Here is a 24,103-nt window from a genome sequence, read left to right as displayed (position 1 = left end):
CAGGGGGTATGGAGTAAATGGCTAACAACAACGAGGTCAAGGCCACCGCTAAGTACGTGCGCATGGCGCCGCGCAAGGTGCGCATGGTCGTCGACCAGATTCGTAACAAGTCCGTGGAGCAGGCCCTTGAGGTCCTCCAGTTCTCGACCCGCGCGGCCGCTGAGCCCGTCGCGAAGGTCCTCCGCTCCGCGGTGGCCAACGCCGAGAACAACAACAACCTTCGTTCCGACAACCTCGTGATCAAGGCTGCCTACGTGGACGAGGGCCCGACCCTGAAGCGCATCCGCCCGCGTGCAAAGGGCTCCGCTTCGCGCATCAACAAGCGCACCAGCCACATCACCGTCGTCGTTGCACCTCGAAAGGAGGCGTAGGGGAAGTATGGGTCAGAAAGTACAGCCTACCGGCTTCCGTCTCGGCATCACCGAGGAGTGGCGTTCCCGTTGGTACGCCGATAAGAAGGACTACGCCAAGAACCTTGGCAACGATATGCAGATCCGCAAGTTCCTTGAGAAGAAGCTTGCGAGCGCGGCGCTGTCCCGCGTCGACATCGAGCGCGCCGGCGACAAGGTGAAGGTCATCATCTACACCGCCCGCCCGGGCATCGTGATCGGCAAGAAGGGCTCCGAGATCGACGCCCTGCGTGCCGAGCTCGAGAAGATGGCTGGCGTCTCCAAGGGCAACATCTCCGTCGACGTCATCGAGATCAAGCGTCCGGAGCTTGACGCTCAGCTGGTGGCCCAGTCCATCGCCGAGCAGCTCGAGGGCCGCATCGCCTTCCGCCGCGCCGTCCGCAAGGCCATCCAGTCCGCCCGCAAGGCAGGCGCCAAGGGCATCCGCATCCAGTGCTCCGGCCGTCTGAACGGCGCAGAGATGGGCCGCCGCGAGTGGTCCCGCGAGGGTCGCGTGCCTCTGCACACCCTGCGCGCCAAGATCGGCTTCGGCGAGGCTACCGCCCGCACCACCATGGGTGCCTGCGGCGTTAAGGTTTGGATCTATCTCGGCGAGAAGATGCCTGGTCAGCCTGCGCCCAACCCGGCGCTTGAGGGCTCCAGCCGTCCCCGTCGCCGTAACGAGAGGAGGGGTCGCTAATGCTGGCTCCTAAGCGAGTCCTTCACCGCAAGGTACAGCGCGGCTCCATGAAGGGTCAGGCCAAGGGCAACACCGAGCTGCACTTTGGCAAGTGGGGTCTTGTCGCGCTCGAGCGTCACTGGATCACCAACCGTCAGATCGAGGCCGGCCGTATCGCCATCGTCCGTCGCATGAAGCGTGGCGGCAAGATCTGGATCACCATCTTCCCCGACAAGCCGATCTCCAAGAAGCCGGCCGAGACCCGCATGGGTAAGGGTAAGGGCAATCCCGAGGAGTGGGTGGCCGTTGTCAAGCCGGGTCGCGTCATGTACGAGATCGACGGCGTCGACGAGGCAACCGCCAAGGCTGCACTCCGTCTTGCTCAGTACAAGATGCCGATCAAGACCAAGATCATCACCCGCGCCGAGCAGGACGTGGAGGAGTAGTCAACATGAAGTACAAGGATATTCGCGAGCTCTCCGACGAGGAGCTTGCTCAGAAGCTCGAGGACGGCCGCGCGGAGCTGTTCAACCTTCGCTTCCAGATGGCTACCAGCCAGCTGGACAACACGGCACGCGTCAGCGTCGTCAAGCGTGACATTGCTCGCATCCAGACCGAGATGCGCGCTCGTCAGATCGCAGCGGACAACGCCGCTGCGCAGAACTAGTCGCAGGAGATAAGAAATGGCAGATACCGAAAGCAGGAACGCACGTAAGGTCCGCACCGGTGAGGTCATCTCCCTCTCTGGCGACAAGACCGTCACCGTTCAGATCACCTACCGTAAGCACCACCCCAAGTACGGCAAGATGATGACCATCAGCAAGAAGCTCCACTGCCATGACGAGAAGAACGAGTGTGGCCTCGGCGACACCGTCCGCGTCATGGAGACCCGTCCCATGTCCAAGACCAAGCGTTGGCGTGTCGTGGAGATCGTGGAGAAGGCAAAGTAACGATCGTATTCACCCCGCCCGACAATGTGCGCGCGCAAGCGAGCGCCTCTTGCGGGCAGGTATGGAGGAACAGCAATGATCCAAATGGAGACCATGCTCAACGTCGCTGATAACAGTGGCGCTAAGCGCGTGAAGTGCATCAAGGTCATGGGTGGCTCCAAGCGCCGTTATGCTGGCCTCGCCGACGTCATCATGTGCGCCGTGCAGGAGGCTACGCCGGGCGGTTCTGTGAAGAAGGGCGATATCGTTCGCTGCGTTGTCGTCCGCACCACCAAGGAGACCCGCCGCAAGGACGGCAGCTACATCAAGTTCGACCAGAACGCCTGCGTCCTGGTCAACAAGGATGGCGAGCCCAAGGGCACCCGTATCTTCGGGCCTGTGGCACGCGAGCTGCGCGATCACAAGTACATGAAGATCGTCTCGCTCGCACCCGAGACGCTGTAGGGGAGTGAGAACGAATGGCAAAGATGAACGTTAAGAAGGGCGACCAGGTCGAGGTCCTGTCCGGCAAGGACAAGGGCAAGCGCGGCGAGGTCATCGTGGCCCTTCCCTCTGAGGGCAAGGTTGTCGTTCGTGGCGTTGCAGTCGTGAAGAAGGCTCAGCGTCCGACCCAGGCCAACCAGCAGGGCGGCATTGTCGAGAAGGAGGCCGCGATCGACGTCTCCAACGTCGCCCTCGTGTGCCCCACCTGCGGCAAGGCCACTCGCGTCGGCCACGCCGAGGAGGACGGCAAGAAGGTCCGCGTCTGCAAGAAGTGCGGCGCCAAGTTCTAGTCCTTCTCGCCCAGCGAGATTTAAAGGGACTCGTCTTCGGGCGGGTCCCTTTTTCTGTGCGCAATGAACTTTTCGGAAAGAATCTTGGAGCAAGGGCAGGCGAGAAGAGCGGGGCATGCCGCCAAAGCCACCTCGAAATAGTGTCTGATATGCGGAGATTTGCCGCAGACCAGTTCGTGCTGGAAATTTGTCTTGCGAACACGTAATATTTGACCTTGCGTCTCTATGAACGGGATAGGTATGTCTCGGGAACGGACGCACGGCTCCTGGTCACAGGGACCAGGAGGTGCGAGGACCAACCCCGCACTTAAAACCCCATGAGTGAGGAGTGCCACATGGCAGACAAGTACGTTCCTCGTCTTAAGGAGATGTACGTCTCCGAGATCCGCGACGAGCTGCAGAAGAAGTTCGAGTACAAGAACGTCAACCAGATTCCCAAGATCGAGAAGATCGTCGTGAACATGGGTGTCGGGGAGGCTGCTACCGATTCCAAGGCCATCGAGGGCGCTGTTGCCGACCTCCGCGCCATCACCGGCCAGCAGCCCATGGTGACCCACGCCCGCAAGTCCATCGCAACCTTCCACCTGCGTGAGGGCCAGGCCATCGGCGCCAAGGTGACCCTGCGTGGCAACCGCATGTACGAGTTCCTCGATCGTCTGATCTGCATCGCGATCCCCCGCATCCGCGACTTCCGCGGCATCAGCAGCAAGTCCTTCGACGGCCACGGCAACTTCTCCATGGGCGTCACCGAGCAGCTGATCTTCCCCGAGATCGACTTCGACAAGATCGATCACACCCGCGGCATGGACATCACCATCGTGACCACCGCCCCAACTGACGAGGAGGGCAGGGCGCTCATCGCGGCCTTCCACTTCCCGTTCAAGAAGGACTAGTCAATATAGTTTGTCAAACACCCCGGCGGGGTGCCGGGGTCTCTTCCTGAAGGAGGATTTGTGGCTAAGACATCGATGATCGTCAAGGCGAACCGCGAGCCGAAGTTTTCGACGCGCAAGCAGAACCGTTGCCAGCGCTGTGGCCGACCCCACTCCGTCTATCGCAAGTTCGGTCTCTGCCGTGTCTGCTTCCGCGAGATGGCGAGCAAGGGCGAGCTCCCTGGCGTCACCAAGGCTTCTTGGTAGCAAAGGGCTCTGGCGTTTAGGCATCCTTGCTACGGGCTTGGATGAACCAGACGCGCAGTTTCATCACTAACGAAGGAGAAGGAATCAATGAAGGTTACTGATCCCATCGCAGACATGCTGACGCGCATTCGCAACGCTAACTCTGCCGGCAAGTCCGAGGTCTCCATGCCCTCGAGCAAGGTCCTGGTTGAGATTGCCCGCGTCATCTGCGAAGAGGGCTACATCAAGGGCTACGAGGTCGAGGACACCAAGCCTCAGAAGACCCTCCACATCACGCTCAAGTATGGCGCCCGTCACGCCAAGGTCATCCGCGGCATCCGTCGCGTCTCCAAGCTTGGCCTTCGCATCTACACCACCGCAGCTGACATGCCGCGCGTCCAGGGTGGTCTCGGCACTGCCGTCATCTCCACCTCCAAGGGCATGATGTGCGACCGCGATGCTCGCAAGCTCGGCATCGGCGGCGAGGTCATCTGCTACATCTGGTAACCAACGGACGAATCTAGATAGGAGGAGACAATGTCTCGTATTGGTAAGAAGCCTGTCACGGTTCCCGCTGGTGTTACTGTGACCATCGATGGCGCCACCGTTACGGTCAAGGGCGGCAAGGGCGAGCTCACTCGCACTTTCTCCGACCTGGTGACCATCGCTCAGGAGGGTTCCGAGGTTCTCGTTACCCGCAACGACGAGTCCACTGAGTCTAACGCTCAGCAGGGCCTTACCCGCACCCTCATCCACAACATGGTGATCGGCGTCTCCGAAGGCTTCGCTAAGAAGCTCGAGCTGACCGGCGTCGGCTACCGTGTCGCTCTCAAGGGCACTGGTCTCGACCTCTCCCTCGGCTACTCTCATCCCGTCCTCGTTGATGCTCCCGAGGGCATCTCCTTCGAGGTTCCCGACAACACCCACATCGTTGTCAAGGGCATCTCCAAGGAGCAGGTCGGCCAGGTTGCCGCCGAGGTCCGCGCCAAGCGTCCGCCCGAGCCTTACAAGGGCAAGGGCATCCACTACGAAGGCGAACACATTCGTAGGAAGCTCGGCAAGGCTGGTAAGTAGTCTTCGCTAGGCCATAGATAAGACCATCACCCCGTCAGGTGATGGCGATTGAAGGAGAAGGTATGAACAAGAACCAGGCTAAGCGTGCGAGCCTTCAGCGCCGTAAGCGCCGCGTTCGCGCCAAGGTTTTCGGCACCGCCGAGCGTCCTCGTCTGAGCGTCCACCGCACTAACGCTCACATCTACGCCCAGGTCATCGACGACAAGGATGGCAAGACCATCTGCTCCGCCTCTACCCTGAGCCCCGAGTTCAAGGAGACTGGCAAGATCGGCTCCAACAAGGAGGCCGCGGAGTTCGTCGGCAAGCTCGTTGGTGAGCGCGCCGTCGCCAAGGGTGTTACCGAGGTCACGTTTGACCGCGGTGGCTTCATCTATCACGGCCGCGTCCAGGCTCTGGCAGACGGTGCCCGTGCCGCGGGCCTGAAGTTCTAGGAGGAATTTGAATGCCACGTGATCGTAAGCGCCAGAATGACTCCGATCTTCAGGAGCGCGTAGTCTACATCCACCGTGTTTCCAAGACCGTTAAGGGCGGCCACCGCATGTCGCTCGTCGCTCTCGTCGTCGTCGGTGACGGCAAGGGCAACATCGGCCTTGGTCAGGGTAAGTCCGCCGAGGTCCCTCTGGCCATCCAGAAGGGCGTCGAGGACGCAAAGAAGAACATGTTCCACGTCCCCGTTACCGCCGGCGGCTCGGTTCCTCATCCCGTTGACGGCCACTTCGGTGCTGGCCATGTTCTGATCAAGCCGGCTATCGAGGGTACCGGTGTCATCGCCGGTGGCCCCGTCCGTCCACTCTTCGAGCTCGCTGGTATCACCAACGTGCTGTCCAAGTCGCTCGGTACCGACAACGCTCTCAACATCATCAAGGCTGCCGCCGAGGGCCTCAAGTCCCTCTCCAGCCCTGAGGAGGCTGCTGAGCGTCGTGGCCTTACCGTCAGCGAGATGTTCAACGGTAAGGAGGACTAACTATGGCAGACGAGAAGAAGCTCACTGTCAAGCTCGTCCGCAGCGCCGTCGCGTCGGTCAAGAAGGACCAGACGAGGACCTGCTTCGCTATGGGTCTCCGCAAGATCGGCGACGTCGCCGTGCTGCCCGACAACCCGAGCGTTCGTGGAATGATCTTCAAGGTCAAGCACCTTGTTGAGGTTGAAGAGAACTAAGGAGTCAACCAAATGCAGCTCAATGATCTTCGTCCCGCGGAAGGCTCCAAGAAGTCCCGCAAGCGCATCGGCCGCGGCAACTCTTCTGGCCACGGCACCACCGCTGGTCGCGGCACCAATGGTCAGCTCTCCCGCTCCGGTGGCGGTAAGGGCGCTGGCTTCGAGGGTGGTCAGACCCAGCTCGCGATGCGTCTTCCTAAGCTCCCTGGCTTCGTGAACCACAACCGCGTCGAGTACGCTCCCGTGAACGTCGCCCGACTTGAGGCTCTCTTCGCTGACGGCGAGACCGTCGACGGCGAGTCCCTTATGGCCAAGGGCGTCATCAAGCACGACTACATCCCCGTCAAGGTCCTCGGTGACGGCGAGATTACCAAGAAGCTCACCGTCAAGGTCGACAAGGTCTCTGCTTCCGCCAAGGCCAAGATTGAGGCGGCTGGAGGAAAGGTCGAGCAGGCGTGCTAAAGGGAATCGCAAATGCGTTCCGCATTCCGGAGCTCAGGAAGAAGATTCTGATTACCATCGGAATCCTCGCCCTGTATCGCTTTGGTGCCTATCTGCCCACCCCGGGCGTGCCGTTCGCGAGCATGCTCGAGGCGTTCCAGACGGCTGCCGCCGGTAGCGGTGCCATCGCGGTGCTCAACCTGTTCTCTGGTGGCGCTCTTTCCCGCGTCTCTGTCTTCAGCCTCGGAATCATGCCTTACATCACCGCGCAGATTATTCTGCAGATGTTCCAGGCTGTCATTCCCTCCCTTGGAGAGCTTGCAAAGGAAGGGGAGTCCGGCCAGCGCAAGATTACGCAGTACACGCGTTATCTTACGATTGGCCTCGCGCTCATCAACGCGATTGGCTACCTCTTCCTCTTCAAGAGCTACGGCATCGATTTCTCCCAGCTCGGCTTCCCCGAGTTCATCGAGGACATCGTGATCGTCGGAGTGCTTCTCACCGGAGCCATCATCATCATGTGGCTTGGCGAGGTCATCACGCAGCGTGGCATAGGCAACGGCATGTCGCTCATCATCTTTGCGAACATCATGGCCGGTCTTCCCTCTGCCCTGATCTCCTCGGTTAAGACCTCGAGCACGGGAACCGTCGTAACGCTGATTACCGTGCTGGTGATGATTGCGATCATTCCGGTGATCGTTTACATCGAGCGCGGACAGCGTCGCATCCCGGTTCAGTATGCGAAGAGGGTCGTTGGCAGAAGGATTATGGGTGGACAGTCCACCTATCTGCCGATCAAGGTGAACACGGCTGGTGTCGTGCCCATCATCTTTGCATCCGCCCTCCTCTACCTGCCGGCGCAGCTTGCGGTCTTCTTCCCCAACGTGGGATGGATTCAGTTCGTTGCGAACGCGCTTGCCTCCGGTTGGGTGAACTGGGTGCTCTCCGTTCTTCTCATCGTGTTCTTCGCGTACTTCTACACCTCCATGGTGTTCAACCCGGATGAGACCGCTGACCAGCTTCGCAAGGCGGGCGGCTTCATCCCGGGCGTACGCCCCGGCAACGCGACCGCCGAGTACATCAAGAGCGTGCTTGATCACATCACGCTTCCCGGTGCGCTCTTCATGGCGATTCTGGCCGTCGTTCCGTCCATCCTGTTCTCCATCACGGGCAACACCCTGATGCAGTCCTTTGGCGGTACTTCGGTCCTGATCATGGTCGGCGTGGCCATGGACACGATCTCTCAGCTCGAGAGCCAGCTGAAGATGCATAACTACGAGGGTTTCTTCAAGTAGCCTTCGGACTGCGTCGAACGCGCAACCACACGGGGAGGGGGCCTTCGGGCCCCCTCCTTTTTTGCAGGGCCTCTGTGCAACGGTTCCGTCCGCCAGAACGAAAGGGCAATTCCGGTGTTGCGAACGACAACGGCCTTGCTTAGGGGCTAGACTAGGGTTGTTGGTGCGTCGAGAGAGGTACGGCGCAAGGCAATGCGAAAGGTGGAAACCCATGAAGATCGTCCTTCTCGGCGCCCCGGGTGCTGGCAAGGGAACCCAGGCACAGAAGCTCGTTGCGGACTACGGCGTGGCCCACATCTCTACGGGCGACCTGCTCCGTGCGGCCGTCAAGGCCCAGTCCAAGCTTGGCATCGAGGCCAAGGGGTATATGGATGCGGGCAAGCTCGTTCCCGACCAGCTGGTTATCGACCTGGTGAAGGAGCGTCTTGCGCAGGATGACGCGCAGAAGGGCTTCATCCTCGATGGCTTCCCGCGCAACAACGCACAGGCCGAGGTGCTTGACAAGGAGCTCTCGGGCATGGGCATAGCGCTTGATGCGGCGCTTCTTGTTGACGTGAAGGCAGACGTGATAATCAACCGCCTGAGCTCGAGGCGCACGTGCCGATCCTGTGGCTATACCGCAGGCGCCGGTGTCGACGTCTGCCCCCGCTGCGGTGGCGAGATGTACCAGCGCGACGACGACAAGCCCGAGACCATCAAGAAGCGTCTGGACACCTACGAGAGCCAAACGGCTCCGCTCGTTGGATACTACCGCGAGCATGGCATCCTGAAGGAGGTTGACGGAGACCGCCCCGTCGACGAGGTGTACGCCGACGTCAAGGCGCTCCTTGGACTATGATCCACATCAAGTCCCAGCTAGACATGGACACGTACCGCGCAAGTGCCGGGGACCTCTCCAAGAGGGCCCTGCGCCTTGCGGGGTCTCTTGCCAAGCCTGGAACGAGCACGAAGCAGATTGACCTGGCGGTAGAGGGCTTCATCAGGCAGAACGGTGCCAAGCCCGGCTTTAAGGGCTACGGCGGCTTCCCTGGTAGCATATGCGCCTCCATCAACGACGAGGTCGTGCACGGCATTCCCTCGCCGGAGGTGTACCTGCGCGACGGCGACATCATTTCCGTGGACGTGGGCGCAAACAAGGCCGGCTGGGCGGGCGACAACGCGTGGACGTTCTACGTGGGCACGGTATCCGATCAGGTCAAGGGGCTGTGCGAGTGCGCACGCGACTGCCTCAAGGACGCCATAGAGCAGGCAGTCCCTGGGAATTGCCTTGGTGACGTTGGCTACGCCGTCCAGTCTAAGGCCGAGAAGAACGGCTACGGCGTTGTGCGTGACTACGTGGGCCATGGCGTAGGCCACTCGATGCACGAGGACCCGAACGTGCCAAACTATGGCAAGAAGGGCAGGGGAGTGCTGCTGCAGGTGGGCATGATGATAGCCATAGAGCCCATGCTTACGCTGGGGCTTGCCCAGACCCACGTGCGGCGGAACGGTTGGACCGTGGTGACGGACGACGGTCTGCCTGCCGCCCACTACGAGAACACGATTGGCATCACCAAGGATGGTCCCGTCATCCTGACGCAGGACTCGTTTGGCCCATGGTGTCGCATGCAAGGCGGCAAGGTGGGCTCAGAGGAATAGCGGAGCGCGGCGCCAGGCTATTCTCGCCTGGCGATATGTGCACCAAAGATGAATCGGCCGGCATGTCATGGACGTGCTGTGTTGATTTATGTATGATATTCAGTCGCTGTGATTCACAGGGAGAAAGTAGGCAAGGTGGCAAAGCAAAGCGGAATCGAGCTGGAGGGAAAGGTCATCGAACCCCTTCCCAACGCAATGTTCAACGTTGAGCTTGAGAATGGAAAGACGATCCTCTGCACCATCTCGGGCAAGATCAGGATGAACTACATCCGCATCCTGCCGGGAGACAAGGTCGTGGTGGAGATTTCCCCGTACGACCTCACGAAGGGTCGCATCACCTATCGCTACAAGTAGTCCCTTGTGGACGTGCGTCCGTATGGGCGCATCCAGCCTTGGATATTCACGCCTGCGGCTGGGCGAGTACATAGAGGCGTCTTAGCACCACCTGAGGCGTCGAGCAACACCAGTTCGTGTTAGAACTACCGAAAGGAAACGCAAAATGAAGGTACGTCCTTCGGTCAAGAAGATGTGCGACAAGTGCAAGATCATTCGTCGCCATGGCAAGGTTTACGTGATCTGCGAGAACCCTCGCCACAAGCAGCGTCAGGGCTAAGAGAGGAGCTCGAAGTTGGCACGTATCAACGGCGTTGACCTTCCCCGCGAGAAGCGCGTTGAGGTTGGTCTTACGTATCTCTATGGCATCGGTCAGACCAGCGCAACCAAGATCTGCGCTGAGACTGGCGTGAATCCCGACACCCGCGTCAAGGACCTCACCGAGGACGACGTGACGAAGATTCGCGACTACATTGACGCGAACTTCACCACCGAGGGCGATCTCCGTCGCGAGGTTCGTCAGAACGTTGCCCGCCTGATGGAGATTGGCTGCTACCGCGGCCTCCGTCACCGCAAGGGCCTTCCTGTCCACGGCCAGCGCACCCACACCAACGCTCGTACCCGCAAGGGCAAGAAGCGTCAGATCGGTGCAAAGAAGCGCGGGTAGGGAGTAGATAAATGGCACAGAAGAAGAACCAGCGCGGCACCCAGCGCGTCCGTCGCGCCGACCGCAAGAACATCGCTGTGGGCCAGGCTCACATCAAGAGCACGTTCAACAACACGATCATCTCCATCACCGATCCCCAGGGCAACGTCATCGCCTGGCAGTCCGGTGGCACCGTCGGCTTCAAGGGCTCCCGCAAGTCCACCCCGTTTGCCGCCCAGGTCGCGGCTGAGGCCTGCGCCAAGGCAGCCATGGAGCACGGCCTTCACAGGGTCGCTGTGTTCGTGAAGGGTCCCGGCTCCGGCCGCGAGACCGCAATCCGTTCCCTCCAGGCCGCGGGCCTCGAGGTTTCGGGCATCCAGGACAAGACCCCCATTCCGCACAACGGTTGCCGTCCGTGCAAGCGTCGTCGCGTGTAGTAAGGAAGGACAGTAGCAATGGCAGTTGATAGGACCCCTGTCCTCAAGAGGTGCCGCCAGCTCGGCATCGAGCCCGTTACCATGGGCTACAACAAGAAGAGCAATCGCGGTGAGCACCAGCGTCGTCGTCGCCAGGAGAGCGAGTACGGCCAGCAGCTCCGCGAGAAGCAGAAGGCCAAGTTCATCTACGGCGTTCTGGAGAAGCAGTTCCGCGGCTACTATGACAAGGCCAAGAAGGTCGAGGGCATCACGGGCGACAACCTGATGACCATCCTCGAGTCCCGCCTGGACAACGTCATCTTCCGCCTTGGTTTTGCGCGCACCCGCAAGGAGGCCCGTCAGACCGTCCGTCACGGCCACATCACCGTGAACGGCCACCGCGTCGACATCCCCTCCTACCAGGTGAAGGCCGGCGACGTCGTTGCCGTCGCTCCCAAGTACAAGGACCTTCTCCCCATCAAGGAGGCCCTGATCTCCTCCGAGCACGTCGCGGTTCCCGCGTGGCTCGAGGTGGACATCGAGAAGCTCCAGGGTACCGTCCTGCAGCTCCCCGTCCGCGACCAGATCGACCTTGACATTGACGCTCAGCTCATCGTCGAGCTCTACTCCAAGTAAGTCTGGACCGGTAGGAGGTTTTCATGTCCGAATTCATCCGACCGCAGGTGTCGGTCGAGGAGATTTCCGAGAATCTCGCCCGCGTTACCGCGGAGCCGCTGGAGCGTGGCTACGGAGATACCCTCGGAAACTCTCTTCGCCGCGTTCTCCTGTCGTCCCTTGAGGGAGCGGCAGTCGAGGCCATCCAGATTGATGGCGTGCAGCACGAGTTCACGACCGTCGAGGGCGCCTACGAGGACGTCACCGACATCGTCCTGAACGTCAAGGGCCTGGTGTTCAAGAGTATGGGCACTGGCGACGAGGCTACTGCGACCGTCAGCATCGACGGCCCGTGCACCGTCACCGGCGGCGACTTCCACGTCCCGGCAGAGTTCGAGCTCGTGAACAAGGACCACGTCATCTGCACGCTGGGCGAGGGTGCTCACCTGACGATGCAGATGCGCATCGGCGTCGGCCGCGGCTACGTGTCCGGCGACGACAACGAGCGCGAGGGCGACCCCATCGGCATCATCCACGTGGACTCGCTCTTCTCGCCCGTGCGCCGCTGCGCCAAGACGGTCGAGCCCTGCCGTGTTGGCCAGCACACCAACTATGACCGTCTGATCCTCGAGGTCGAGACGGACGGCTCCGTTTCGCCGCGTGATGCGGTGGTCGAGGCCGCAAACATCGTAGACCAGCACATGAACGCATTCATGAGCCTGGCCGACGAGGAGGAGCCCGCCGAGGACACCTCCATCTTCGCCACCGGCGAGGTCGAGGACAACACGGAGCTTGACAAGCAGATCGAGGATCTGGACCTTTCCGTCCGCTCCTACAACTGCCTCAAGCGCGCCGGGATTCACTCCGTCCGCCAGCTGGTGGAGTTCTCCGAGAACGACCTGCTCAACATCCGCAACTTTGGCGTCAAGTCCATCGAGGAAGTCAAGGACAAGCTCGAATCCATGGGTCTTAGCCTCAAGGCCTAGGACTAGTCGCAAGTTTTACTTAGGAGTATCTAGACCATGAGACACAACAAGAAGCGTGGCATGAAGCTTGGCACCGATGCCAGCCACACCAAGGCCATGAAGAGGAGCCTCGTCGCTTCCCTCCTCGCCAACGACCGCATCAAGACCCTCGATGTGCGCGCCAAGGCCATTCGTCCTGACGTGGACAAGGTCATCACCTGGGCCAAGAAGGGCGACCTGCACTCTCGCCGTCTTGCCATTGCCAAGGTGGGCGACAAGGAGATCGTCCGCGAGGTCTTCGAGAAGGCCGCTCAGGGCATGTGGGCAGACCGCAACGGCGGCTATACCCGCATCATGAAGCTTGGTCCCCGCAAGGGCGACGCCGCCGAGGTCGTCATCATCGAGCTCGTGACCGAGCCGGTGAAGGGCGCCAAGGCCGAGACCACCGTCACCAAGGTGGAGCCGGTCGAGGAGGCTGCTGCCGAGGAGACCACCGAGGAGTAGGCTCTTGCCACTTCGCACATAGCTTTGCCAGGGGCTCGCACGTGCGGGCCCCTTTTTAATACCTCGCCTATGGGCGAGAAGTGCTTGGCGTGTGGCTTGACGGCGCCACTTGGATCGACGGAAGCCTGTCTTACGGCCCACTGGCTTGCCCTGATGCCGGATTTGGGGCGTTTTGCGTTGCGGGCGAGTTGTCTTTACGTCAACTTTGAAACGGGCCGAATATGGCCTTACAATCGCTTGGATAGCTGATGGGGCAGCACACGCTGCGTGGAGAGCGATGACGCCCTCTGGACGAAACGGAGCCTTACGTGGAACGTCAAGACATGGTGTGCGGTGACATTCGCGAAGGTGCCGTCGGGCCCGTAAGGGAACTCGCGCTGCCCGAGGACCTTGTTGCCGGAACCCTTGCGATTACGATTGGCTACCGTGGCGAGGGATTTGCGGGCTATGCGGAGCAGCCCGGCCAGCGTACCGTGGCTGGCGAGCTTCGGGGGGCGCTGGAAACGCTGCTGCGGCGCGACGTTGACATGGAGTGCGCTGGCCGTACGGATGCGGGGGTGAGCGCGCTTGGACAGGTCGTGAGCGTGCCCGTCGCCGCGGAGGAGGTGCAACGGCCGCCACGCCGTCTGACGGCGTCGCTCGTTGCGCTCACGCCGGACGACCTTTCCGTACGCGGGCTTCGACTGGGAGGGCCGTCCTTCTCCGCCAGGTTTGACGCGACGCAGCGCTCGTACCGTTACCGCATCTGCTGCGGTCCGGTTCGGCCCGTGCTGGCGTGGGATCACGCGTGGTGGCTGCGCTGCGTGCCGGCTCTGGATGCGGACGCGATGAACGAGGCGGCGCAGGCGCTTGTGGGGGAGCATGACTTCCGCAGCTTCTGCAAGGCGACGTCCGCCCACCTGCTCGAGGCGGACGGGCGCTCCACGTGCCGCTGCCTTTCGAAAGTGCGCGTGAGTCGCGTGTGCGAGGCGGGCGAGGAGCTTGTGGCCGTGGACGTGACGGGCAACGCCTTCCTGCACAACATGGTTAGGATCATCGTGGGGTCGCTCGTGGAGGTTGGGCGCGGCCATCGCGACGCCGCGTGGCTCGAGGGTGCGCTTGCGGCGCGCGACCGTTCGGCCGCCGGGCCCACGGCGCCGGCGAAGGGGCTCGTGTTCGAGCGGGTCGACTACCCCGACGGGGCGCTCGAGGCGTGGGGGTAGCCATGCCGCCGCTTGCGACCGCCGCTTGCGGCCGCATGGACTCAAGTTAACGTGTGTGAATATTTTTAGCCCAAGGTGCACATTGTGTGCCTTGGGTATAATGCACTCCGCGTTTTACGACATAAGCGCAGGTAAATACATATGTTCATCTGCTCATATGTTGACGCTTGGCGATGTGGACGCCCGGCGCGACGGCACTAAACATAAAGGTGTAAACAGTTTGGAGCACACGTGACACCAAGCGTCATATTGGATGTACTTCTTGACAGCGTGCACGACACGCTGGAGCTGATTCCGTTCCTCTTTCTCACCTACCTTGCGATGGAGGCGCTCGAGCACACGGCCGGCGGCCGCACGGAGCGTATCATCGCGCGTGCGGACAAGTCCGGCCCCGTCGTGGGCGCGCTGCTGGGCGCGCTGCCTCAGTGCGGCTTCTCCGCGATGGCCGGCACGCTGTACGCGGCGCGCGTCGTGTCGGCCGGCACGCTCGTCTCCGTCATCCTCGCGACGTCCGACGAGATGATTCCCGTCTTCGTGGCGCATGCGGAGCCGGCGGGCCGCATGCTCGCGATCATCGGCTTCAAGGTGGTCGCGGGCATGGCCGTCGGCCTTGCGGTCGACATGGTGCTGCGCGCGCTGCACCGCGCGGGCGATGGTCACGCGCACATCGCAGAGCTGTGCGAGGCCGCCCACTGCGATTGCGGGGAGATTGACGCAGAGCCGGATTGCGCGCCCTTCTCGCCCGAAGCGCCCACCGCGGGCGAGAAGAACACCGTCTTGGCTGCGGCGCATGGCGATGCCGACGGCCATGCGCACGGCCACGGGCACGCGCACGGCCACGGGCACGCGCACGGCCACGGCGCTTCGCGCGGGCGCCGCGCGTGGCACATCGTGCGCAGCGCGCTGGTGCACACGGCGGAGGTTACGTTCTTCATCTTCCTGGTAACGCTGGTGTTTGGCTTCGTGATCGAGGCAGCCGGAACCGATGCGATCGCCCATGCTCTGGGCAGCCACCCCGTGCGCGCCACCATGCTGGCCGCGCTCATCGGGCTCATCCCCAACTGCGGCGCCTCCGTGGCGATCACCCAGCTGTACCTGCAGGGCTCGCTGGCGGCGGGCCCCATGATGGCGGGCCTTCTGGTCTCTGGTGGCATGGGGCTGCTCGTGCTGTTCCGCACCAACCGCGACATGCGGCAGAACCTCATTATCACGGCGTTCGTGTACGTGGTGGGCGTAGTTCTGGGGCTTGTGGTCGCGGGATTAGGTATCATCTTCTGATAGGGCGCCCTCGGGCGCATTCGGCCCTGGGGAGGAAGCATGCCATTTAGACAGCGCGAGAGGTTCGAGCGTACGGACGTCCCTCGCTACAGCCCGTATCGCAACGCCATCGCCATAGGCGTGCTGGTGGCTGTGGGCGTGCTTCTGGTGGTGCTGGTGAGCACGCTGTGGGCGAAGGCGCAGAAGCCCATCAGCGTCGGCAACGAGTCCCTGAGCAAGTCGATTCAGGCGCAGGGCCAGGTGACGAGCCCGGACGGCTATACCGTGTCGCAGGACTCGTTCACGAACATCCTGGTGCTCACGGTAGACGACGTGAACGCGCAGTCGCCCAAGCTCACGAAGGCCCAGATCCTGAGCCTGGACGCCACGGCGCGCAAGGGCACGCTCGTGACCATCCCCCTGGACGCCAAGGTGAACGACGGCAAGGCGGACGTGCGCCTGCGGGACCTGTACTCCGGCTCCGGCGCGTCCGCGTGCATCGTGTCGCTGTCGAAGGCCGCGAACCTGCGCATGACCCACGCCATGCTGGCCTCGGACGACGTGTGGGACAAGATCGAGAGCTACAAGGGCGCCGGCGTGAGTGCGCTTTTGAGCCACGGCGCCGACCTGCTGTACAGCATCAACACGGACATGAGCACCGGCGACCTGATGGACGTGGCCGAGCTGGTGCAGTCCATCGGCGTGAACAACCTGAAGCGCATGGACGCGCCGGCGAGCCAGGAGGCGGACGGTGCGGGCGGCAGCTGGTCGGTCCTCAACTCCGCGCAGCTTGGGGCGGACATCGGGATTATGGTGCCCGCGGCGTAGCGACGTTGCGGCGCCATCGCGCCCCGCGGTTTGTACAGTTGTTGAACTCCACCGCTCCATCACACGACACCGGGTACGGTAGGGGATAATTCGACCTGCAGCACTATCCGCCGCATCGCGCGGCACGGTCGCCCAATCGTCGTTTGGAGAGCTTGCGGAATGGTTCCTCACACGCCTGGAATATCGGTCATCATGCCGGCGTACAACGTGGACGGATATGTGCGGCGTGCCGTCGAGAGCCTGCAGCATCAGACGTTTGGCGACTTCGAGCTCCTGGTGGTGGACGATGGCTCGACGGACCGCACCGGGCAGATTCTGGACTCCATCGCAGACCGTGACATCCGCGTGACGGTGTACCACCGCCAGAACGGCGGCGCCCCGGCGGCCCGCAACTACGCGCTCGACCGCGCGCGCGGCACGTACGTCATGTTCATGGACGCGGACGACTGGGTCGAGCCGCGCATGCTGGAAGAGATGTACGAGTTTGCCCAGGCAAACCGCCTGGAGCTCGCTATTTCCGGCTTCTACATCGACACGTACTACGGCAGTGCGGACGAGCACACGACGGAGCTCAAGTCCTGCGCAGACGCCGTGTACCAGACGCAGGGGGAGTTCCGCGCGGCGGCGTTTCGCCTGTTCGACCAGAACCAGCTGTATCCGCCCTGGAACAAGCTGTTCCTGCGCGAGCGCATCGAGCGTCTGGGCATCCGCTTCCGCCCCACGTTCTGGGACGACTTTCCCTTCGTGCTCGACTTCATCCGCGACGTGCAGCGCGTCGGCGTCATGTCGCGCCCGTACTACCACTTCATCCGTCAGCGCAGCGAGTCCGAGACCGCCCGTTGGCGCCCGGACATGTACGCAAAGCGCGAGGAGGAGCACACCTGGATGCTCGACCTCTACAAGCACTGGGGCCTGTCCGGCGATGCCGCCAGCAACGAGATGATTCAGCGCCGCTACATCGAGCGTCTCGTCGGCTGCATCGAGAACGTGTGCAACCCCAAGTGCGAGCTGAGCGAGAAGGACAAGCTCTCCCAGATCGACGCCATGATCAACAGCGAGCGTGCGCAGATCGCGGTGGTTGCGGCGCGTCCGCGCTCCCGCATGATGGCCGCGATGCTCGTGCCCATCAAGCAGCGCAACGCCGTCCTGGCCTATCAGGAGGGCAAGTTCATCTCGTTCGTGAAGCGCCACAACACCAAGGTGTTCGCGACGCTGAAAGCCAACCGCTAGCGCCCATCCGCAAAACCCGTGGCTGCCGGGGGACCGTCCGCGCATGTGACCGGACGGTCCCCCGGCACCTTGCTATCTTGCGGCTGCCTGCGGGCGGGCGTACAGCGCCGCCAGCTCCTGCAGGACGTCCACCATGGCCTCGAGCTCCGGCACGGGCACAAACTCGCGCACCCCGTGCGCGTTGTAGTAGCACGCGGAGAGGTTCGCGCACGCAAAGCCCCTAAAGCTCAGCTGGCTGCCGTCGGTTCCGCCACGCATGGGCACGCAGCGCATCTGCTGCCCCACCTTCGCATACGCCGTCCGGGCGTTCTCTATCAGGTGTCGGTACTCGGGACGCGTCACCACGTTTGCCAGGTTGTGGTACTGGTCCTCGATCTGGATGGTCAGCACTTCTCGCCCGCCGCCGTACGTCTGGTTCACAAGGTCCACGGCGCGCCTCATCACGTCCTTGCGAGACTCCACCTTCGCCTGGTCGTGGTCGCGAATGATGTAGTCGGCACGCGCCTCCTCGCAGTTGCCTTCCATCCGCTCCAGGTAATAGAAGCCCTCGTAACCTTCGGTGTACTCCGGCCGCTCCTGCGCGGGGATCATCGCGTGGAACCTCATGACGGCCTCGGAAGCGTTCACCATGATGCCTTTCGCCGTGCCCGTGTGAACGGAGGTCCCGCTTGCACGTACCTTTGCCTCCGCGGCGTTGAACGTCTCGTAGCAGAACTCGCCCAGGGGACCGCCGTCGATGGTGTAGCCAAAGCTTGCGCCAAACTCCTCAAGGTCGAGAAGCGCCGCCCCGTGGCCGATCTCCTCGTCCGGCACAAAGGCAACCGCCAGCCGCGGGTGGGGGAGCGTGGGGTCCTGACGAAGCCGCGCAAGCAGCGACACCACCATGGCGACGCCGGCCTTGTCGTCGCCGCCCAGAAGCGACGTGCCGTCGCTCGTCACCAAATCCCAGCCCACCATGTGTTCAAGCTGCGGGTTCGTGGCGGGGCTTATGGCGACCTCGCGTCCGTCGCGCCCGCGACCGATGGTAAGGGTGCCGCCGTCGTAGTGCCTGACCTGCGGGCGCACGGGGTCGCCGTACGTCTGCCACGCGGTGTCCAGGTGGCAGCACAGGCCCAGCGCCGGCAGTCCCTCCGCGCCCGCGCTTGCCGGCCAGTGTGCCGTCACGTAGGCGTTTGGCGTCACCGTCACGTCCTGGGCGCCAAGTGCGCGCAGGTCCGCGGCCACCACGTTTGCCATGTCAAGCTGGCTTGCCGTGGAGGGCACGGCATCTGCCGTCAGGGGGTTCGATTGCGACGGCACCGCGCAGTAGCGCAGGAAGCGGTCGAGAACGTCGCTCATACGGGTTCCTTTCTTTCACATGGCTGCGGGGCGCATGCCGGCTCGTCGTGCGCCGGCCGCGCCCCGCCCAAGGCTTGCGGATGTCTTGCTACTCCTTGACGCCGTACTTCTCGTAGTATTCGTCGATTGCGGCCTTGAGCCCGTCGTCAATCACGACGCGCCCCTCTACCTCGTGGTCGTACAGCGCGTCCACCACCTCTGCCATGGTCACGATGGACGCCACGGGGAATCCGTAGCGCTCCTGGATCTCCTGCTGTGCGGTTACCTTGCCGCCCTTGCCCACCTCCATGCGGTTGAGCGAGACCATCAGGCCCACCACCTGCACGTCCGCGGCGGCCTTCAGCTTGGGGTACGTCTCGTCGATGGACTTGCCGGACGTGGTCACGTCCTCCACGATCACCACGCGGTCGCCGTCGTGAAGGTCGGCGCCCAGCAGCTGGCCCTTGTCTGCGCCGTGGTCCTTCGCCTCCTTGCGGTCGCTGCAGTAGCGGACCTCCTTGCCATACAGCTCGTGATACGCGATGGCCGTCACCACGGCCAGGGGGATGCCCTTGTACGCCGGGCCAAACACCACGTCGAAGTCGTCGCCAAAGTTGGCGTGGATCGCCTGCGCGTAGAACTTGCCCAGGCGGCTGAGCTGCTCGCCCGTCACATACGCGCCGGCGTTCATGAAGAACGGGGACTTGCGCCCGCTCTTGAGCGTGAAGTCGCCAAACTTTAGCACGTCGCTTTGGACCATGAAATCGATGAACTCCTGCTTGTAGGCCTCCATTGGCCTCTCCTCTCGTCGATGGCGTCGCATTCATGGTAGCGCAGGGATGCCTGCGAGGCGCCCGCAACCGGCGTTGCCGCACCTCGCAGGCTTCAAGGCGGCGAGGTACGTCCCTCGCCGCTTCGCATCAACAGCATGGTTGGAATGCCGTCAGAATCGGTGGCTTGCACCTGCCGGCCCTATTCCTCGAGCGACCAGTTCTCCTTCAACTCGCGTTCCAGTTCCTGGAAGATTGAGATGTACTTCTCGCGCGTCTTACTGATCGAGGGCCTACTTCGAGAAGTTCTCAAGCTTTCTGTTGCTCAAAGAGGACCACCCCATCGCGACGAATGTCCTGGATAAGTTCCTGCCTTACGGGTCGGTCGAGGTCGACGACGTCGTATGAAAGCAGCGCGGGCGTCTCCTCGTCAACGTCCAAGGCAAACTTTGCGACATTCCCACCGGATGCCGCAAAGTCGATGTCGCTTCTCGCAGAGTTGTCGCCACGCGCGCGGGACCCAAAGAGTATGACCTTGCAAACCCCGTTCCGCTTTGCGAGGGTGCGGATGCTCTCGATGACGTTCTGTCTCAGGTCCATCGTCTCCGCCTTGTCGCCATGGGGGAGGTTTGGTACGCCGCGCTCCCACGCCTTGGACGAGAAGAGCCCCGGCCGCGCGTTGAACTGCCTCCCATTTCTTGGACAGGGAAATAGAAGTCCGAGAGATGGGAGGCTTTCCATGTCCGTCGACCTGAGATTGAGGCACGACCGGTCGCTGCGCGAGCGCGCAGCCGAGATGTTCGAGAGGGGCCTCGGCTACGGGTCCGTCGCAAGGGGGCTTGGCGTGCCCGCCGAGGCTGTGAGAAACTGGCAGAAGACGTACCGCGCGACCGGGAGGGACGGCCTGCTGAAAATGGGCGAGAAGCACGCGAGATACGACTTCGAGACCAAGGTCGCCGCAGCCAGGGCCGTGGTCGACGACGGGATGGCCAAGCCCGAGGCGATGGAGCGCTTCGGCATCGCGAGCGCGACGCCGCTGAAGCAGTGGTGCAGGCTGTACCGCGGGGGCGGGGCCGAGGCCCTGAGGCCCAAGCCGAAGGGCAGGCCGAGGGGGTCGGGCGCGAAGGCCGCGCCGATGACCCGCGAGCAGGAGCTCGAGCGCGAGGTCAGGAGGCTCGAGGCGCAGGTGGCGTACCTAAAAAAATCGATAGCCCTGAAGGCGGAGCTGCGCTCCCGAACCGGGAGAAGGCCCTAGCGGTCGCCGAGCTTTCAGGGCGGCACGACCTCTCCGACCTCCTCGAGGCCGCCGGCCTCCCCAGGTCGAGCTACTACTACGCCGTCTCGCACCCCAAGGCCCCCACCAGGCCGGAGCTGCGCGCCAGGGTGACGGAGATCTTCGGCAGGCTCCCCAACGGCGTCGGCCACAGGCAGGTGGCGATGGAGCTGCGCGCCGTCGACGGCGCGCGGATAGCGGACAAGACCGTGCTCAAGATGATGAACGAGATGGGCCTCAGGTGCGGCATCCGCCGGGAGACCGACCACCACAGGTACAGCTCCTACAGGGGGAAGGTCGGCGAGACCTTCGAGAACGTGCTCGGCCGCGACTTCGCCGCCGACGGCCCCTGGCAGAAGATGGGCACCGACGTCACCGAGTTCAAGTGCGGGTTCGGCAAGGCCTACCTCGCGCCCGTGTACGACTTCGGCAGCAAGGAGATCGTGGCCTGGTCGGTCTCGGAGCATCCGGACCTCGCTCAGCAGGAGGAGATGCTCTCAATGCTCGTGGCGGCGAAGCCGGAGGGCGCGGCGCCGGTCCTGCACTCCGACATGGGCTGGCAGTACCAGCACGTGTCCTACGTCGCGAAGCTCAGGGAGAACGGCTTCGTGCAGAGCATGTCGCGCAAGGGCAACTGCATCGACAACGGCGCCACCGAGCAGGTCTTCGGCCACCTGAAGGACGAGTTCTACAGGGGCAGGGACTGGGAGACGTTCGAGGAGTTCAAGCGCGACCTCGAGGCGTACATCCACCATTGGAACCATGCGAGGCGCCAGGCCAAGCTGAAGGGCCTGACCCCGATCGAGTTCCGGGACCAGGCCCTCCGGGGGGCCGCCTAGCGGTTATGATTTATCGCGTCCAAGTTTTGGGGCGCAGTTCACGTTGCGGTCGGGGCTCGGCTTCAGGCAGATGCCAGCTGGGGGCGTGCGGCTACTCGCCGTCCTTGCCCAGGAGCACCTTGGTCATGTCCGCGGCGGCCTTCTTGCCGGCGCCCATGGCCAGGATGACGGTCGCGGCACCGGTCACGATGTCGCCGCCAGCCCAGATCTTGGGGTTGGAGGTGCGGCCGGTCTCCTCGTCAGCCACGATGTAGCCCCACTTGTTCAGCTCCATGCCGCCGATCTTCTTCGCGAAGGGGTTGGCGTTGGTGCCGATGGCGGAAATCGCGACGTCGCAGGGGATTTCCTCGATGGCGCCCTCGATGGGAACGGGGCGACGGCGTCCGGAGGCGTCCGGCTCGCCAAGCTCCATGTCCTGCACCTTGACGGCACGCACGGCGCCGTCCTCGCCGGCGATGAACTCGAGCGGCGAGACGAGCTCGTGAATCTTTACGCCCTCTGCCTTGGCGTGAAGGACCTCGGCGCGACGCGCGGGCATCTCGGCCTCGGTGCGGCGGTAGCACAGGGTGACCTCCTCGGCACCCAGGCGCAGCGCGGTGCGGACGGAGTCCATGGCCACGTTGCCGCCGCCAAAGACCACGACGTGCTTGCCGTGCTTGGTGGGGGTGTCGTACTGCGGGAACTTGTTCGCCTTCATCAGGTTCACGCGCGTGAGGTACTCGTTCGCGAAGAACACGTTGGGGAGGTTCTCGCCCGGGATGTTGAGCAGCTTGGGGAGGCCGGCGCCGGTTGCCACGTAGATGGCATCAAAGCCCTTCTCGCCCAGAAGCTCCTCGGCGTTGGCAAGGTTGCCCATGACGGAGTTGAACTGGAACTTGACGCCCAGGTCCTTGAGGCCGTCGATCTCGCGCTTGACGACCGTCTTGGGCAGACGGAACTCGGGGATGCCGTACACGAGCACGCCGCCGCCGGTGAAGAACGCCTCGAACACGGTGACGTCAAAGCCGTTGCGGGCAAGCTCGCCGGCGCAGGTGATGCCGGACGGGCCGGAGCCGATGACGGCGACCTTCTTGCCGTTCTTGGGGGCGAGCTTGGGCTTGCTGGCAAGCTCGGGCTGGTCGCCCAGGAAGCGCTCGAGCTGGCCGATGGCGACCGGCTGGCTCTTGACGCCACGGATGCACTTGCCCTCGCACTGGGTCTCCTGCGGGCAGACGCGGCCGCAGATGGCGGGCAGCATGGACTGCTCGTGGATGATGTCGAGGCCCTCGCCAAACTTGTGCTCGTAGATCTTCTGGATGAACGCGGGGATGTTGATGTTGACGGGGCAGCCCTGCACGCAGAGGGGCTTCTTGCACCTCATGCAGCGCGCGGCCTCGGCCACGGCCATCTCCTCCGTGAAGCCCTTGTCGACGGGACGGAAGTCATGGGCGCGCTCGGCGGCGGGCTCCTCGTTATCTGGCGTGCGCGGAGCCTTCATGTCCGCGACCCAGCGACCGTTTACCTCTGGCATGCGCAGTTCGCCTCCTCATAGGCCTTGAGGGCCTGGCCCTCCTCGGTACGGTATGCAGCCTGACGCGCGCGAAGGTCGTTCCAGTCGACCTTGGTCGCGTCAAAGTCCGGACCGTCGACGCAGGCGAACTTGGTCTCGCCGCCAACCTCGACGCGGCAGCAGCCGCACATGCCCGTGCCGTCGACCATGATGGGGTTGAGCGACGCGGTGATGGGGGTGCCGTACTTCTCGGCCGTGAGGGACGAGAACTTCATCATCGGCACGGGGCCGACGCAGAAGACCTGGTCGACGGCCTTGGCCTGGAGCAGGCGCTCCAGCGGGGCGGTGACCACGCCCTTCTCGCCGTAGGAACCGTCATCCGTGGTGATGTGGATGTGGTCCTCCGGCAGCAGGCTGCGGAACTGCTCCTCGAGCAGCAGCAGGTCCTTGGTGCGGGCGCCCATGATGGCGTGCACCTCGTGGCCGGTCGCGACAAGCTGGCGCGCGACGGGGTAGGCGATGGCCAGGCCAACGCCGCCGCCGATGACGCACCAGGCGCCCTCGCCGCTCATGTCCGTGGGCTGGCCCAGGGGACCGGTGAGGTCCTCGATCTCGTCGCCGGCCTCGTACTTAGAGAGCATCTCCGTGGTCTTGCCGACCACCATGAAGATGAACTCGACCCAGCCCTCCTCGGCGTTCCAGTCCGCGAAGGTAAACGGCACGCGCTCGCCGCACTCGTTGGCGCGAACCATGAGGAACTGGCCCGCATGCGCGTGCTTTGCCATCTCGGGCGCCTCTACGCGAAACTCGAACACCTTCTCGGAGAACTGCGTCTTTTCGAGGATCTTGTACATTAACGAACTCCTCTCCTGAAGCCCCATCCTCGGGCGCGCCCCGCAGAAGC

The 24,103-nt window shown here is 63.1% G+C and carries 36 protein-coding genes; 31 read left to right on the top strand and 5 right to left on the bottom strand.

Features of this window, described 5'->3' with window-relative positions; all coding sequences use genetic code 11:
• The first annotated feature begins 17 nt into the window (after window positions 1–17).
• The 29 genes from rplV (at window position 18) to BLT96_RS08450 (ending at window position 17,511) form a co-directional block, all read left to right on the top strand.
• Entirely contained in the window at window positions 18–371 is a 354-nt protein-coding gene (rplV, locus tag BLT96_RS08590; protein ID WP_090845527.1) for a 50S ribosomal protein L22, read from the top strand.
• A 7-nt stretch (window positions 372–378) separates the two neighbouring features.
• Complete coding sequence (rpsC, locus tag BLT96_RS08585; protein WP_090845529.1) at window positions 379–1,089, top strand: 30S ribosomal protein S3; 711 nt, start codon at window positions 379–381, stop codon at window positions 1,087–1,089.
• The gene (gene rplP / locus BLT96_RS08580; protein ID WP_090845531.1) at window positions 1,089–1,514 is read left to right on the top strand and encodes a 50S ribosomal protein L16; all 426 of its coding nucleotides are present in this window, start codon (window positions 1,089–1,091) and stop codon (window positions 1,512–1,514) included. Before rpsC ends, rplP begins: the two co-directional genes overlap by 1 nt.
• A gap of 5 nt (window positions 1,515–1,519) precedes the next feature.
• Window positions 1,520–1,735 (top strand): 50S ribosomal protein L29, encoded by a 216-nt coding sequence (rpmC, locus tag BLT96_RS08575; RefSeq protein ID WP_090845533.1) that lies wholly within the window; start codon window positions 1,520–1,522, stop codon window positions 1,733–1,735.
• Between the two features lie 16 nt (window positions 1,736–1,751).
• Complete coding sequence (gene rpsQ, locus BLT96_RS08570; RefSeq protein WP_090845535.1) at window positions 1,752–2,018, top strand: 30S ribosomal protein S17; 267 nt, start codon at window positions 1,752–1,754, stop codon at window positions 2,016–2,018.
• 75 nt (window positions 2,019–2,093) lie between these two features.
• On the top strand, window positions 2,094–2,462 hold the full coding sequence (gene rplN, locus BLT96_RS08565; protein ID WP_090845537.1) for a 50S ribosomal protein L14: 369 nt from the start codon (window positions 2,094–2,096) through the stop codon (window positions 2,460–2,462).
• A gap of 14 nt (window positions 2,463–2,476) precedes the next feature.
• Window positions 2,477–2,791, top strand: a complete 315-nt coding sequence (rplX, locus tag BLT96_RS08560; RefSeq protein ID WP_090863621.1) for a 50S ribosomal protein L24 — start codon at window positions 2,477–2,479, stop codon at window positions 2,789–2,791.
• Between the two features lie 335 nt (window positions 2,792–3,126).
• Entirely contained in the window at window positions 3,127–3,684 is a 558-nt protein-coding gene (rplE, locus tag BLT96_RS08555; RefSeq protein ID WP_172825001.1) for a 50S ribosomal protein L5, read from the top strand.
• Window positions 3,685–3,744: 60 nt separating this feature from the next.
• Entirely contained in the window at window positions 3,745–3,930 is a 186-nt protein-coding gene (locus tag BLT96_RS08550) for a type Z 30S ribosomal protein S14 (protein ID WP_090847706.1), read from the top strand.
• A gap of 87 nt (window positions 3,931–4,017) precedes the next feature.
• Window positions 4,018–4,416 (top strand): 30S ribosomal protein S8, encoded by a 399-nt coding sequence (gene rpsH, locus BLT96_RS08545; protein WP_090863617.1) that lies wholly within the window; start codon window positions 4,018–4,020, stop codon window positions 4,414–4,416.
• Window positions 4,417–4,446: 30 nt separating this feature from the next.
• Window positions 4,447–4,983 carry a 50S ribosomal protein L6 gene (rplF, locus tag BLT96_RS08540; protein WP_090847710.1) on the top strand — a complete coding sequence of 179 codons (537 nt, stop codon included), beginning with the start codon at window positions 4,447–4,449 and terminating at the stop codon, window positions 4,981–4,983.
• Between the two features lie 62 nt (window positions 4,984–5,045).
• Window positions 5,046–5,414, top strand: a complete 369-nt coding sequence (gene rplR / locus BLT96_RS08535; protein ID WP_090847712.1) for a 50S ribosomal protein L18 — start codon at window positions 5,046–5,048, stop codon at window positions 5,412–5,414.
• An 11-nt stretch (window positions 5,415–5,425) separates the two neighbouring features.
• The gene (gene rpsE / locus BLT96_RS08530) at window positions 5,426–5,947 is read left to right on the top strand and encodes a 30S ribosomal protein S5 (RefSeq protein ID WP_090847714.1); all 522 of its coding nucleotides are present in this window, start codon (window positions 5,426–5,428) and stop codon (window positions 5,945–5,947) included.
• A 2-nt stretch (window positions 5,948–5,949) separates the two neighbouring features.
• A complete protein-coding gene (rpmD, locus tag BLT96_RS08525) occupies window positions 5,950–6,141 on the top strand; it encodes a 50S ribosomal protein L30 (protein ID WP_090847716.1) in 192 nt (63 codons plus the stop codon).
• A gap of 12 nt (window positions 6,142–6,153) precedes the next feature.
• Window positions 6,154–6,603 carry a 50S ribosomal protein L15 gene (gene rplO / locus BLT96_RS08520; RefSeq protein ID WP_090847718.1) on the top strand — a complete coding sequence of 150 codons (450 nt, stop codon included), beginning with the start codon at window positions 6,154–6,156 and terminating at the stop codon, window positions 6,601–6,603.
• Window positions 6,597–7,877: a preprotein translocase subunit SecY gene (secY, locus tag BLT96_RS08515; RefSeq protein WP_090863615.1), complete on the top strand. Its 1,281-nt coding sequence runs from the start codon at window positions 6,597–6,599 to the stop codon at window positions 7,875–7,877. The genes rplO and secY overlap by 7 nt, the downstream gene beginning before the upstream one ends.
• Before the next feature lie 211 nt (window positions 7,878–8,088).
• Window positions 8,089–8,715 (top strand): adenylate kinase, encoded by a 627-nt coding sequence (locus BLT96_RS08510; protein ID WP_090863613.1) that lies wholly within the window; start codon window positions 8,089–8,091, stop codon window positions 8,713–8,715.
• Window positions 8,712–9,515 (top strand): type I methionyl aminopeptidase, encoded by an 804-nt coding sequence (gene map, locus BLT96_RS08505; protein WP_090847724.1) that lies wholly within the window; start codon window positions 8,712–8,714, stop codon window positions 9,513–9,515. Before BLT96_RS08510 ends, map begins: the two co-directional genes overlap by 4 nt.
• 135 nt (window positions 9,516–9,650) lie before the next feature.
• Entirely contained in the window at window positions 9,651–9,869 is a 219-nt protein-coding gene (infA, locus tag BLT96_RS08500) for a translation initiation factor IF-1 (protein ID WP_090847726.1), read from the top strand.
• 145 nt (window positions 9,870–10,014) lie between these two features.
• On the top strand, window positions 10,015–10,128 hold the full coding sequence (rpmJ, locus tag BLT96_RS08495; RefSeq protein ID WP_013252436.1) for a 50S ribosomal protein L36: 114 nt from the start codon (window positions 10,015–10,017) through the stop codon (window positions 10,126–10,128).
• Between the two features lie 15 nt (window positions 10,129–10,143).
• Window positions 10,144–10,515, top strand: a complete 372-nt coding sequence (rpsM, locus tag BLT96_RS08490) for a 30S ribosomal protein S13 (protein WP_090847728.1) — start codon at window positions 10,144–10,146, stop codon at window positions 10,513–10,515.
• Window positions 10,516–10,526: 11 nt separating this feature from the next.
• Window positions 10,527–10,931 (top strand): 30S ribosomal protein S11, encoded by a 405-nt coding sequence (gene rpsK, locus BLT96_RS08485; protein ID WP_090847730.1) that lies wholly within the window; start codon window positions 10,527–10,529, stop codon window positions 10,929–10,931.
• Between the two features lie 18 nt (window positions 10,932–10,949).
• On the top strand, window positions 10,950–11,546 hold the full coding sequence (gene rpsD, locus BLT96_RS08480) for a 30S ribosomal protein S4 (protein ID WP_090863611.1): 597 nt from the start codon (window positions 10,950–10,952) through the stop codon (window positions 11,544–11,546).
• Window positions 11,547–11,569: 23 nt separating this feature from the next.
• Window positions 11,570–12,511, top strand: a complete 942-nt coding sequence (locus tag BLT96_RS08475; protein ID WP_090863610.1) for a DNA-directed RNA polymerase subunit alpha — start codon at window positions 11,570–11,572, stop codon at window positions 12,509–12,511.
• Between the two features lie 36 nt (window positions 12,512–12,547).
• Window positions 12,548–12,994, top strand: a complete 447-nt coding sequence (gene rplQ, locus BLT96_RS08470) for a 50S ribosomal protein L17 (protein WP_090847736.1) — start codon at window positions 12,548–12,550, stop codon at window positions 12,992–12,994.
• Between the two features lie 308 nt (window positions 12,995–13,302).
• Complete coding sequence (gene truA, locus BLT96_RS08465) at window positions 13,303–14,196, top strand: tRNA pseudouridine(38-40) synthase TruA (RefSeq protein WP_245719262.1); 894 nt, start codon at window positions 13,303–13,305, stop codon at window positions 14,194–14,196.
• A 231-nt stretch (window positions 14,197–14,427) separates the two neighbouring features.
• Window positions 14,428–15,474 carry a putative manganese transporter gene (locus BLT96_RS08460; RefSeq protein ID WP_245719261.1) on the top strand — a complete coding sequence of 349 codons (1,047 nt, stop codon included), beginning with the start codon at window positions 14,428–14,430 and terminating at the stop codon, window positions 15,472–15,474.
• Window positions 15,475–15,513: 39 nt separating this feature from the next.
• Window positions 15,514–16,281, top strand: coding sequence for a hypothetical protein (locus BLT96_RS08455; protein ID WP_090847741.1), 768 nt, complete (start codon window positions 15,514–15,516; stop codon window positions 16,279–16,281).
• Between the two features lie 159 nt (window positions 16,282–16,440).
• Window positions 16,441–17,511, top strand: a complete 1,071-nt coding sequence (locus tag BLT96_RS08450) for a glycosyltransferase family 2 protein (RefSeq protein WP_090863604.1) — start codon at window positions 16,441–16,443, stop codon at window positions 17,509–17,511.
• Window positions 17,512–17,583: 72 nt separating this feature from the next.
• Here BLT96_RS08450 and pepT read toward each other — a convergent pair whose 3' ends face one another.
• The 3 genes from pepT to BLT96_RS08435 form a co-directional block, all read right to left on the bottom strand.
• A complete protein-coding gene (gene pepT, locus BLT96_RS08445) occupies window positions 17,584–18,849 on the bottom strand; it encodes a peptidase T (protein WP_090863602.1) in 1,266 nt (421 codons plus the stop codon).
• A gap of 88 nt (window positions 18,850–18,937) precedes the next feature.
• A complete protein-coding gene (gene pyrE / locus BLT96_RS08440) occupies window positions 18,938–19,621 on the bottom strand; it encodes an orotate phosphoribosyltransferase (RefSeq protein WP_090863600.1) in 684 nt (227 codons plus the stop codon).
• 286 nt (window positions 19,622–19,907) lie between these two features.
• Window positions 19,908–20,198 carry a nucleotidyltransferase family protein gene (locus tag BLT96_RS08435; protein WP_090863598.1) on the bottom strand — a complete coding sequence of 97 codons (291 nt, stop codon included), beginning with the start codon at window positions 20,196–20,198 and terminating at the stop codon, window positions 19,908–19,910.
• A gap of 139 nt (window positions 20,199–20,337) precedes the next feature.
• On the opposite strand from BLT96_RS08435, the gene BLT96_RS10840 reads away from it, so the two are divergent.
• Together BLT96_RS10840 and BLT96_RS08425 are read left to right on the top strand one after the other, a co-directional pair.
• Window positions 20,338–20,853, top strand: a complete 516-nt coding sequence (locus BLT96_RS10840; protein WP_090861460.1) for a helix-turn-helix domain-containing protein — start codon at window positions 20,338–20,340, stop codon at window positions 20,851–20,853.
• Window positions 20,802–21,710 (top strand): IS3 family transposase, encoded by a 909-nt coding sequence (locus BLT96_RS08425; RefSeq protein ID WP_090864125.1) that lies wholly within the window; start codon window positions 20,802–20,804, stop codon window positions 21,708–21,710. Before BLT96_RS10840 ends, BLT96_RS08425 begins: the two co-directional genes overlap by 52 nt.
• Window positions 21,711–21,801: 91 nt before the next feature.
• Here the strand turns inward: BLT96_RS08425 and gltA are convergent, their stop codons facing one another.
• Both gltA and BLT96_RS08415 read right to left on the bottom strand, forming a co-directional pair.
• Window positions 21,802–23,220, bottom strand: coding sequence for an NADPH-dependent glutamate synthase (gltA, locus tag BLT96_RS08420; RefSeq protein ID WP_090863596.1), 1,419 nt, complete (start codon window positions 23,218–23,220; stop codon window positions 21,802–21,804).
• Window positions 23,208–24,053 (bottom strand): sulfide/dihydroorotate dehydrogenase-like FAD/NAD-binding protein, encoded by an 846-nt coding sequence (locus tag BLT96_RS08415; RefSeq protein WP_090847444.1) that lies wholly within the window; start codon window positions 24,051–24,053, stop codon window positions 23,208–23,210. Before BLT96_RS08415 ends, gltA begins: the two co-directional genes overlap by 13 nt.
• Window positions 24,054–24,103 lie beyond the last annotated feature (50 nt).

It is taken from the genome of Parafannyhessea umbonata (genome assembly GCF_900105025.1).
GTDB lineage: Bacteria > Actinomycetota > Coriobacteriia > Coriobacteriales > Atopobiaceae > Parafannyhessea > Parafannyhessea umbonata.
This window is presented reverse-complemented; position numbering and strand designations above follow the sequence as displayed.